Source organism: Corallococcus sp. CA041A (assembly GCF_003612075.1).
In the GTDB taxonomy this organism is placed as follows: domain Bacteria; phylum Myxococcota; class Myxococcia; order Myxococcales; family Myxococcaceae; genus Corallococcus; species Corallococcus exiguus.
Genome location: NZ_RAWF01000130.1, coordinates 17,321 through 27,581, shown reverse-complemented (window position 1 = coordinate 27,581; position 10,261 = coordinate 17,321). Strand labels below are relative to the sequence as shown.

Sequence of the window (10,261 nt, the reverse complement as noted above, 5' to 3'; positions counted from 1 at the left end):
GGTGTGGGGAACCTTCGCGCTTGCGGGGCAGGGGGGCAGGGCATATCCCTGGCGGCCACGTCCCCTATGAGCCTGCTTGAAGCCATCGTCCTGGGTCTGGTCCAGGGTCTCACGGAGTTCCTGCCCATCAGCTCCACCGCGCACCTGCGCATCGCGCCGGAGCTGTTCGGCTGGCCGGATCCGGGTGCGGCGTACTCGGCCATCATCCAGCTGGGCACGGTGGCCGCGGTGCTCATCTACTTCCGCAAGGACATCGTCGCGCTGGTGAAGGCGTTCGTCGTGGGGCTGGTGAGGCGGGACCCGTTCGGCACGATGGAGGCGCGGCTCGCGTGGTTCGTGGGCGTGGGCACGCTGCCCATCGGCATCTGCGGGCTCGCGTTCAAGAAGGTCATCGAGACGCAGTTCCGTTCGCTCTACGTCATCGCGGGCAGCCTCATCGTGCTGGCCATCGTGCTGTTCGTCGTGGAGAAGCGCGCGTCACACCAGCGCACCGTGGCGGACATGACGTGGAAGGACGGCATCATCATCGGCCTGTGGCAGGCGCTGGCGCTGGTGCCGGGGTCGTCCCGGTCCGGCACGACGCTCACGGGCGGCCTGTCGCTGGGGCTCAAGCGCGAGGACGCGGCGCGCTACTCGTTCCTGTTGTCCATCCCGGCGACGACGCTGGCGGGCATCTTCGAATTGAAGCACCTGCTGGAGGCCACGCAGCGTCCGTCGACGGTGGCCCTGGTGGTGGGGACGCTGGTGGCCTTCCTGTCGGGCATGGCGGCCATCGCGTGGCTGTTGAGCTTCCTGAAGCGGCGCACCACCTTGGTGTTCGTGGTGTACCGCATCGCGCTGGGCGTGCTGTTGCTGGGGCTGTTGCAGGCGAACATCCTCAAGCCAATGTCTGGCGTGGAGAACCTGGCGACGCCGGATGCGCCGACGAAGCCGCCGGTGGAGAAGCAGATCACGGACTGAGGAAGGGGGAGGTCGTGCGTGTGCAGGCCCTGTTCGATGCGCTGGAGACGCGGCTGACGGCGAGGCCGGCGCGGACGTTCGAGTGGAAGGGGCGGGCGCTGCGAGAGGCCGCGGTGCTGGTGCCCCTCTTCGAGCGGGACGGCGTGCCGCACGTGGTCTTCACGCGGAGGCCCGCCACCCTGCGCACGCACGCGGGGCAGTACGCGTTCCCGGGCGGGGGCCAGGAGGCGCGGGACGTCACGCCGCTGGAGACCGCGCTGCGCGAGACGGACGAGGAGCTGGGCGTCGCGCGCACCCACGTGCGCGTGCTGGGTCTGCTGGACGAGACGCCCACCACGTCCGCGTACCGCATCCGTCCCTACGTGGGCGTCATCCCGGGGGACGGGAAGTACGTGCCCAACCCGGCGGAGGTGGACCTGGTGCTGGAGGTGCCGCTGGTGCGCCTGCTGGACCCCTCCATCCTCCGGGTGGAGCGACACACGTGGGAGGGGATGGAGCACGACGTGCACTTCTACACGCACGGCGAGCACGTCATCTGGGGCGCCACGGGGCGCATCCTGCGCAACTTCCTGCAGTTCGTGGTGGAGGTGCCGGGCATCCACGACCTGCTGGACGCTCCCTCGCCTGCTGACCGCTGAACCGCGAAGTCCGTGCTGGCGGGCGGCCCTGGCGGAAGGTGCCTTGTCGCCCTGGAGGGCCGGTCCCACGTTCAGGGGGAAACCCTTTGAAAGGGCGGGACGTGGACGGTGGCAATGGGGCCGGGGGCATGGAGGTGAGGGAGGCCGCGCTGGTGGCGCTGGGAGAGGTCCTGCGCGCCAGGGGGTACGTCTTCACCACGGTGACTCCGGAGACGCACCGGCGGGTGAATGCGCGGCCGGGGGCGAAGCAGGCCCATTCAGTCCGGGACGTGTTCGGGTGGAGCCGTCCCTTCGGGCCGGGCGTGCTGGAGCCTCGGATGGTGGCGCTGCTGGAGGAGGCGGGCGCGCTGGTGGACTGCAAGGACGGGACGCACCGGAGCCGGGTGCGGTACTCCAGCCTGGGGGCGGGGCTGTATGTCCATTCCGCGTGGCCCACGTCGGAGCAGGACGCGGTGTTCTTCGGACCGGACACCTACCGGTTCTGCGCGTTGCTCCAGCGGGTGCCAGGCAGCTTCCGGCGAGTGGTGGACCTGGGGTGTGGCTCCGGAGCCGGAGGCCTGTCGGTGGCGGGGCGGAGCGCGGAGGTGGTGCTCGCGGACCTGAACCCGTTGGCGCTGGAGTTCTCGCGGGTGAACGCGAGGCTGAATGGCGCGCAGGGAGCCCAGGCGGTGCACTCGGACCTGCTGCGAGACGTGTCCGGCCGGTTCGATCTGATCATGGCGAACCCGCCGTACCTGGCGGATACGGACAAGCGCACGTACCGGGATGGTGGCGGCACGCATGGCACGGAGTTGTCCGTGCGCATCGTGCGTGAAGGCGTGGAGCGCCTGGAGCCGGGCGGCACGCTGGTGCTCTACACGGGCGCGCCGGTGGTGGACGGCGAGGATTTGCTGCGCACCGCGCTGGAGCCGGTGTGGCGAGCCGCGCCGCTCGCGGAGGTTCGCTACGAGGAGCTGGATCCGGACGTGTTCGGCGAGGAGATGGAGAAGGCGCCATACGCGGGCGTGGAGCGCATCGCGCTGGTGGCGCTGGTGGCGCGGCGGGGCTGAGTGCCGCGTCAGGGCTGACGGCTCACGTCGCAGCGACCGGTGGCCTGTCTCGCGAGGTCTTCCGCCACGGAGCGCAGCAGGCTCCCCAGGACTGGCGCGCCGGAGGACGAGGCCTCACCCTGGGTGAGCCACCGCGCCATGCGGCCCAGGCTCGTGGCCGTCACGACCTGGAGCCGCACCTCCACCTGCACGACGAAGTGCTCGTCCGCTCCGGGCCTTGAGTCCAGTGTCCAGGCCACGCGCTCCAGCTCCAGCGTGCCCACGCCTCCCGTCAGCTCGCGCCCGTCCAGCACGTAACCCTCGCGGGTGAACGCGAGCACCTGGGTGACTCGTGCGCTGTCCAGGTGCGCGTCGAACCAGAAGGAACGGCGCCGCCAGAGTGTCAGCTCCACCTCCAGCTTTCCCGCGAGTCCCAGCCGTACCAGCCGGTCCAGCTCCGGGGAGATGAAGGCGCGTGCCTCCGGCCGGACCATCACGCGCTTTCCGGAGAGCGTCGCGGTGCAGGCCGCGGACGCCTCTTCCGCGTGCGCTCCGGACGCGAGCAGGCCTGCCGCGACGACGAGCGCCGCGCCATGCCTGCTCTTTGTTGCGTGCCTTCCCATGGCTCAGAAGGTCCGGTTGAACAGCAGGCGCGCTTCGGGCGTGAGCTGGGCCTTTTCGTCGATGCGCCAGGCGGCCTCGAAGCGCACGGCGTCGCTGAAGTGGAAGCTGCCACCCAGGCCGAGCTGCGCACCCGACCACGCGTTCGCGGCATGCACCGCGCCCAGGTCCGCGAAGATGCCCAGGCCGTGCCAGCGGTACTCGGCGCTCGCGAGCACCGAGCTGTCGCCGCCTCGGAACTCCTTGAAGCCGAAGCCTCGCAGCGCGGTCCAGCCTCCCAGCGCCTCCTGCTTCTGGAGCGGCAGGTCGTGGCCCATCGCGGCTCGCAGGCGCAGGTTCAGGCCCGTGTGCCAGTTCATGGGCACGTCCATGGCGACGTCGCCCACCAGCTTCCAGAAGCGCGCATCCGCGCCGCCCGCGCCCGGGCCTTCACCCACCTCCAGCGTCACGAAGCCGCGCAGCGCGGGCTCTCGCTTCCAGTTCTTGTGGCGCTCGAAGAGGGACGTCTCCGGCGTGCGGAAGAGGGATCCCACGCGAGTGCCACGCTCCGCCGTGCCGCTGTACTCCAACCGCACCACCGCTGAACGGAACCGGCCCTCGTTCACTGGCGCGTTCGGGAACGGCGGGTCGTCGCTCCGGAAGAGGCTGAGCGGCGGCGTGAACGACTGGAGCGAACTCATCGTGTCACCGCGCACCTCCACGCCCGCGAGCCACGACTCCGCCCAGCGCCAGGTGGCGAAGGCCGTGAAGCCCTGACGGCGGAAGTAGTCCCGGTCCGGCCGGTTGATGAGGAACGAGTAGAAGTACGAGTCGAAGTCCCCCAGCCGCCAGCGGTCCAGCGTGTCGATGAAGTCGTGCACCTGCGCGCCGAGCTCCTCGATGCCCAGCGCGGGCAGCTGCACCTTGGCTCCGCCCAGCAGGTTGACGTGGCGCTGATTGCTGGTGCCTTCCGGATCGCCCGGGATGCGCTGCCCGCCCAGCCGCAGGGGGATGAAGAAGGCTCCCTCCAGCGTCGTGTGCACGCGGTCCCGCGAGTCGAAGATGCGCAGGCTCGCCGAGAGTCCCGGGGCGAAGCCCGTCACCTGCGTGTGCACGGGCAACAGGTCCACGTCCAGGTCCGGAGGACGCGGGCGCACGTGGACGATCAGCTTCTTCCCCTCCAGCGTGAGGCCGTCGCTCCCTGCGTCGACCTCTCCGAACATCCGGCTCCAGCCCACCTCGAACTCCACGCGCTCGTGGCGCCGCGACTCGCGACGGGGCTCCTCCTTCGTGCGGTAAAGCCGCGTGCCGTCGTCCTCGCGTTCCTCGACGATGCGCACGGTCGTGCGTTCGTCCTGAAGGTCATCGCTGTCCACCGCGCGCAGGAAGGGCAGCCGCGACTCCATGCGCTCCATGGCGCGGCGGGCATCACTCCGGAGGAAGACGTCGCCGGGCTCCAGGCCCAGGGCTTCACGCACGCGCGTGGCCATCGCGTCGTCCACGCCGCGCACCTCCACGGACTCCAGCTGGCCTTCATCCACCGTCACGACCAGCCGGCCTTCGGGGGACAGCGTGGCGGACACCGTCGCGAGCAGGTAGCCGTCGTCCTCACGAAGGGTCTTGAGGACCCGGTCGAGCGCGGCGTCCAGGCCTCCCAGCATGATGCCGGGGCGGAACGCGCCCTCCTCTCGTCGAGCCAGCCACGGACGGGGCGGTCGCGGCGCGGGGCAGGGGCTGACGACCCGCAGGGTCCCGTGGCGCTTGTGGACGCGCAGCGTGGTGACCTCGTCCTCGGCATCGTCCTCGTCGGAGGCAGGGGAGGACAGTTCGAACAGCGCTCCCCACAGTTCGTCGGGCCGGAGGTCCTGGAGGCCTTCGAACTCCACCGACGTGAGCGTGGGGTTCTCCTGCAAGGTCACTTCGAGCAGGGCCGGACCCTGATCACTGACGCGAACGCGGGGCTCCACGCGGGCGAAGAGGCCGGTGCGTGCCAGGCGATGCAGCAGGGACTGCACCTGCGTGGCCGTCAGGGGCCGCGAGTCTTCCGCGGGAGGCGCACCCACGAGCTTGCGGACCTGCGGATCCGTGAGCCGCTGGAGGCCGCGAAACTCCAGGCCCGCGGGCGTGAGTCCCCGGCCGTCGACCTCGACCTGCAGGGCTCCGAGGACCGTGGAGTCCGAGAGGTCGTCGTCATCCTTGTCGAAGCCCTCCGGGCACGTCGGGTAGCTCCAGTCCTCCGAGGCGGCTTCGCCCTCTGGTGGTGCGGTGGATGGGGAGAGGGCCACGGACGCGTCGGAGGTACCGGCATCCGGTGAGGGTTGGCCCAGGGCCGCGAGCGAGACGAAGCAGAGCGCCAGTGCGAGACGGTTCATGGAAGGCGGCAGGAGCATGCTCCGTTCCAGGTGCGGCCTCACCGCAAGTGCCCGGAACGACGGAGGGCGAGCAGCCGGGCGGATGTCATGGACACATCCTGATGTGTCGGGCGGTTGTGGCCGTGACATCGCGCGGCTCACGAAGAGACGGGCAGGCCCAGGGCCTTGATGCGCCGGTAGAGGTTGCCTCGGTCCACCTGGAGGATGCGCGCGGCCCCGGCGATGCTTTCGCCCTCGCGGAGCGCGGCGCGGATGAGGTCCCGCTCGAAGTCCTCCACGTGCTCGCGGTAGCTCTTGTCCCCCAACGTCGTGCGCGGCGCGGGCGCGGTGCCCGTGGGAGCCGACACCGCGTCCGGCCCCAGCTCCAGCGGACCATCACCCCGGAGCAGGTTCAGCCGTTCGATGACGTTGCGCAGCTCACGCACGTTGCCGGGCCACGGGTAGGCGCGCAGCGCGGCCTCCGCTCCTGGCGCGAGCACGAGCGGCGTCTTGGGACCCGCGAGTTCCGCCGCGAAGACGCGTGCGAGGGGCAGCAGGTCCTCGGAGCGTTCGCGCAGCGGTGGCAGGTGCAGGGGCAGCACGTTGAGGCGGAAGAAGAGGTCCTGCCGGAAGCGGCCCTCTTTCACCGCGCGGCCCAGGTCCTGGTGCGTGGCCGCGAGGATGCGCACGTCCACCGCCACCGGCAGCGTGCCTCCCAGCCGTTCCACCTGACGTGTTTCCAGGACTCGCAGCAGCTTGGCCTGGAGCTCCAGCGGCATGTCCCCCAGCTCGTCGAGGAACAGCGTGCCGCCCTGCGCCTGTTCGAAGCGGCCCGCGCGGCGCGCCACCGCGCCGGAGAAGGCGCCTCGCTCGTGGCCGAACAGCTCGCTCTCCAGCAGCGTCGAAGGAATGGCCGCGCAGTTGACCGCCACCAGCCGGCCTTTGCGCCCGGAGGCCTTGTGCAGCGCCTGCGCCACGCGCTCCTTGCCTGTCCCTGTCTCGCCGGTGATCAGCACGGCCGTGTCGCTGGGACCCACGCGCGCGATGAGCTGGCGCAGGGACTCCATGGCCGGGCTTTCGCCCACCAGGTTCCCCGGCTGTGCCAGCGCGTCCAGCAAGCGTTCGCGCTCCTCGCGCAGGGCGCCCAGGGCCAGCGCGTTGTGCAGCGCCGTGAGGAGCCGCTCGGGGGACGGAGGCTTCTCCACGAAGTCCGTGGCCCCCAGCTTCAAGGCCTGCACTGCTTCGGAAGGAGAGGCTTCGCCGGACAGGACCACCACCGGCACGGGCAGTGGCTTGGGCAGACGTGCCAGGAGCTCCAGCCCCGTCTCGCCCGGCATGCGCAGATCCAGCAGCATCAGCGCGGGAGGCGCGTCGGGCGCTTCGAGCAAACGCGCGGCCTCCGCCGTGGAGCGGGCCTCCACGGGGGTGAAGCCTCCGTCTTGGAGCAATCCACGCACGGCCCTCAGGACGCCGGGGTCGTCGTCGACGATGAGGATGCGGGCTCCGGTCTTCATGCGGCCACCTGGGAGGCGTCGGAAGGCAGCACCACCTGGGCCCGGGTGCCACCCTGGGCGCCCGGCTCCAATCTCAAGGTGCCGCCGTGCTCGTGGGCGATCTTCTGCGCGATGGGCAGGCCCAGCCCGCTGCCGCCGGGCTTGGTGCTGAACAGTCCTCGGGTGAGGACAGGGCCCTCCAGCACGCCCGGGACACCGCTGCCGCCATCGCTCACGGTGACGTGCACGCGGCCGTCCGCCGCTTCGTGTAGCGCGACGTGGACGGGAGGGGCGTTGGGTGGAGAGGCCTCGGTGGCGTTCTTCACCAGGTTGCCGAAGAGGCGGCGCAGCCCGTCAGGGTCCGCGCGCAGCGACACCTCCTCACCGGGGTCCAGCACCACGGGCACCGGCGAAGTGCCCGCGTACAGCGCGCACACCTCCGCGAGCAGTGGACGCAGCGCGACGTCCTGGAAGCGGGGGGCCGGCAGGCGCGCGAAGGTGGAGAAGCTCTGGGTCATGCGCATGAGCAGGTCCACCTCCTCCTGGAGGAGCGCCACCGCTTCGGCGAGGCGCGTCGGGTCTGGCAGGGTGCCGGCATCCTGCGGAGACAGACGCGCGAGCGACAGCCTCATTGCGGTCAGGGGGTTCTTCAGCTCGTGGGCGAGCGCCCGCGCCACGTCCTGCCACGCGGCGATCTGCTCGGCGGCCTTGAGGTGCTCGCGCTGGTCCAGCAGCTCCTGGCCCATGCGGTTGAACTGGCCCAGGAGGAACTGGAGTTCGTCACGAGCGGGCTCGGGGACGGGCAGGCGGACCGACAGGTCGCCTCGGGAGTAGGCCCGCATGCCCTCCAGGAGCGTGGCCATGGGGCGCGTGAGGACGCGGCCCAGGAGCACCGCGGACACAGCCAGCACGACGGCGGCGATAGCGCCCACCCCAGCGATGAACACGGGCACGCGGCGCACCAGGGCCCGCCGCGCCAGCTCCGCCTGCGCCAGGTTCAGCCGCGCCTCGTCGAGCGCATCGGGAGGCAGTCCCCGGCGGCTCAGCTCATCGGAGACGTTGTCGAGCACGGCCTCCACGGGCGCGATGGAGATGGAGAGCACGCGCTCCAGTACGCCCTGGGCGAGAGCACCCAGCAACGCCAATGGGATGAGGCCTGCGAGCAGCATCACCGCCAGCAGGCGTCGGCGGAAGCGGAACGGAGGCGGGGGAGGGCCCACGGATGGCGCACGGCTCATGGCGAGCTGTTCATATCGCGGGGCGTGCATCGTTCGCGCGGTTGGGGACTCATGATGGGATGTCACTACCGGCTCATGCAGGGCCGGATGTCGGAAATCCCCATGCGCCATTCCCTGATGTCGCTCGCGTTGGCTGTCGTCTTCCTGGTGGCCGGACCCGCTCAGGCCCGTGACTCGCTCCGCGAGCGCATCGACGCGTTCGTGCGCGCGGAGCAGAAGCGGCTGGGTGTGCCGGGGCTCGCCGTGGGGGTGGTGAGTCACGGCCGGGTGGTGCTCGCGAAGGGGTATGGCTTCGCGAACCTGGAGCACCAGGTCCCGGTGGGGACGGACACGCTCTTCCAGTCGGGGTCGGTGGGGAAGATGTTCACCGCGACGGCGCTGATGCTCCAGGTGGAGGCGGGGCGCGTGGCGTTGTCCGACAGCGTGACGAAGTACTTCCCGGATGCGCCCGCGACGTGGAAGCCCATCACGGTGCGCCACCTGCTGACGCACACGTCTGGCATCAAGGACCTGGAGGGGCTGCTCGACGAGCGCAAGGACTACACGGAGCAGGAGTTCGCGGAGTTCATCTACAAGCTGCCGCTGGAGTTCCCGGCGGGGCTGAGGTGGAACTACAGCAACTCCGGCTACGTGCTGCTGGGCCTCCTGGTGAACCGCGTCGCGGGCATGACGTATCAGGAGGTCCTGGGGCGCCAGGTCTTCAAGCCCGCGGGCATGAAGACAGCGCGAGGCATCAGCGAGGCGGATGTCATCCCGAACCGCGCGGCGGGCTACGAACTGGTGGGGGGCGTGGTGAAGAACCAGCAGTGGGTATCGCAGTCGTTGAACACGACGGGGGACGGCGCGCTCTACTTCTCGCTGAAGGACATGCTGGCCTGGGAGGAGGCGGTGGCGAAGCGGGCCCTCCTGACGCAGGACAGCTGGCGGGAGGTGTTGTCGCCAGTGAAGCTGAACAGCGGTGCCAGCCAGCCGTACGGCTTCGGCTGGGAGGTGCTGGAGCGCAACGGTCAGCCGCTGCACAGGCACACGGGATCGTGGCAGGGATTCCGGACGGCCTATTCACGCTTCCTGGGGGATGAGCTGTCCATCGTGGTGCTGGCGAACCTGGACAAGTCGAACCCGGCGCTGCTCGTGGAGGGCATCGCGGCCATCGTGAATCCGGCGCTCGCCGTGCCGCCGCTCAAGCCCATTCCGGACACGGAGCCGGAGGTGACGGCGAGGCTCACGGAGCTGCTGGAGAAGACGCGCCAGGGCGCCTGGGAGCCGTCGATGTTCGCCTACGTGCCGGCCAGGTACTTCGAGGATGCAGGTCCGTACTTCCGGTCCGTGTTGCAGGGGCTTGGGGCCGCGGGGCCGCTGGTGCTGGCGAACCGTGAGACGCGAGGCGACGACCGCATCTACACGTACCTGGTGCAGTTCGGCGCCGCGACGTGGCGGTACCGCGTGGGGCTGAGCCCTGACAATCGGGTGACCTTGCTCACCCTCCAGGCGAACTGAAGCGGTGGGGTAGGCTCGGAGGGACAGCGCGTCTCGCCGAGGCGTGATGGAGGTTCCAGTGCTGAAGCCGCATCACTTGCTCCTCTGCGTCTCGCTCCTTCAGGACGGAGGAGCGACACGCCCGCCTACTGTCGAAAAAGGCATCCAGTGGCCTAACAACCTTCAGCCCCTGGCAACCCTGGACGGCCCCGCGGTCCTGGCCGCGCACGCCGCGTTGCAGCGGGTCCTCTCCCGGTACCCCAAGGAGTACGCCAAGAGCTGTGCCTTCTCGGCGAAGGGGATGGAGGTCATCGTGGGCGAGGAGCGAGGGCTGTACTTCGTCCGCATCAAGCCACGGCCCGATAAGTGCGGATGGGCACCCGGTACCGTGCTCGGGTTCGACGTGTTCGAACTGTACGCCGTCTCACCCGAGGGAAAGGTGTTGGCGCGGTATCCGTCCATGCCCTGAATGTGTGA

General features: G+C 70.2%; 9 protein-coding genes. 5 read left to right on the top strand and 4 right to left on the bottom strand.

Annotation, left to right across the window (positions count from 1 at the left end):
• Window positions 1-66: 66 nt before the first annotated feature.
• The 3 genes from D7V77_RS22970 to D7V77_RS22960 all read left to right on the top strand — a co-directional run bounded on the left by D7V77_RS22970 (window position 67) and on the right by D7V77_RS22960 (window position 2,647).
• Entirely contained in the window at window positions 67-960 is an 894-nt protein-coding gene (locus D7V77_RS22970) for an undecaprenyl-diphosphate phosphatase (RefSeq protein ID WP_120578427.1), read from the top strand.
• Window positions 961-974: 14 nt separating this feature from the next.
• On the top strand, window positions 975-1,598 hold the full coding sequence (locus tag D7V77_RS22965) for a CoA pyrophosphatase (RefSeq protein WP_120578426.1): 624 nt from the start codon (window positions 975-977) through the stop codon (window positions 1,596-1,598).
• 101 nt (window positions 1,599-1,699) lie between these two features.
• Entirely contained in the window at window positions 1,700-2,647 is a 948-nt protein-coding gene (locus D7V77_RS22960) for a methyltransferase (protein ID WP_233597177.1), read from the top strand.
• An 8-nt stretch (window positions 2,648-2,655) separates the two neighbouring features.
• Here the strand turns inward: D7V77_RS22960 and D7V77_RS22955 are convergent, their stop codons facing one another.
• The 4 genes from D7V77_RS22955 to D7V77_RS22940 all read right to left on the bottom strand — a co-directional run bounded on the left by D7V77_RS22955 (window position 2,656) and on the right by D7V77_RS22940 (window position 8,308).
• Window positions 2,656-3,249: a hypothetical protein gene (locus tag D7V77_RS22955; protein WP_120578425.1), complete on the bottom strand. Its 594-nt coding sequence runs from the start codon at window positions 3,247-3,249 to the stop codon at window positions 2,656-2,658.
• A 3-nt stretch (window positions 3,250-3,252) separates the two neighbouring features.
• The gene (locus tag D7V77_RS22950; RefSeq protein WP_120578424.1) at window positions 3,253-5,616 is read right to left on the bottom strand and encodes a hypothetical protein; all 2,364 of its coding nucleotides are present in this window, start codon (window positions 5,614-5,616) and stop codon (window positions 3,253-3,255) included.
• 119 nt (window positions 5,617-5,735) lie between these two features.
• Entirely contained in the window at window positions 5,736-7,091 is a 1,356-nt protein-coding gene (locus D7V77_RS22945) for a sigma-54 dependent transcriptional regulator (protein ID WP_120578423.1), read from the bottom strand.
• Window positions 7,088-8,308 carry an ATP-binding protein gene (locus D7V77_RS22940; protein WP_233597176.1) on the bottom strand — a complete coding sequence of 407 codons (1,221 nt, stop codon included), beginning with the start codon at window positions 8,306-8,308 and terminating at the stop codon, window positions 7,088-7,090. The genes D7V77_RS22945 and D7V77_RS22940 overlap by 4 nt, the downstream gene beginning before the upstream one ends.
• Before the next feature lie 102 nt (window positions 8,309-8,410).
• On the opposite strand from D7V77_RS22940, the gene D7V77_RS22935 reads away from it, so the two are divergent.
• Both D7V77_RS22935 and D7V77_RS22930 read left to right on the top strand, forming a co-directional pair.
• Complete coding sequence (locus D7V77_RS22935; RefSeq protein ID WP_120578431.1) at window positions 8,411-9,805, top strand: serine hydrolase; 1,395 nt, start codon at window positions 8,411-8,413, stop codon at window positions 9,803-9,805.
• Window positions 9,806-9,881: 76 nt separating this feature from the next.
• Window positions 9,882-10,253, top strand: a complete 372-nt coding sequence (locus tag D7V77_RS22930; protein ID WP_233597175.1) for a hypothetical protein — start codon at window positions 9,882-9,884, stop codon at window positions 10,251-10,253.
• Window positions 10,254-10,261 lie beyond the last annotated feature (8 nt).

Coding starts and splice junctions, on each gene's coding strand:
- D7V77_RS22970 (WP_120578427.1), top strand. CDS start 67: ATGAGCCTGCTTGAAGCCATCGTCCTGGGTCTGGTCCAGGGTCTCACG.
- D7V77_RS22955 (WP_120578425.1), bottom strand. CDS start 3,249: ATGGGAAGGCACGCAACAAAGAGCAGGCATGGCGCGGCGCTCGTCGTC.
- D7V77_RS22940 (WP_233597176.1), bottom strand. CDS start 8,308: ATGAGCCGTGCGCCATCCGTGGGCCCTCCCCCGCCTCCGTTCCGCTTC.
- D7V77_RS22935 (WP_120578431.1), top strand. CDS start 8,411: ATGCGCCATTCCCTGATGTCGCTCGCGTTGGCTGTCGTCTTCCTGGTG.
- D7V77_RS22950 (WP_120578424.1), bottom strand. CDS start 5,616: ATGCTCCTGCCGCCTTCCATGAACCGTCTCGCACTGGCGCTCTGCTTC.
- D7V77_RS22945 (WP_120578423.1), bottom strand. CDS start 7,091: ATGAAGACCGGAGCCCGCATCCTCATCGTCGACGACGACCCCGGCGTC.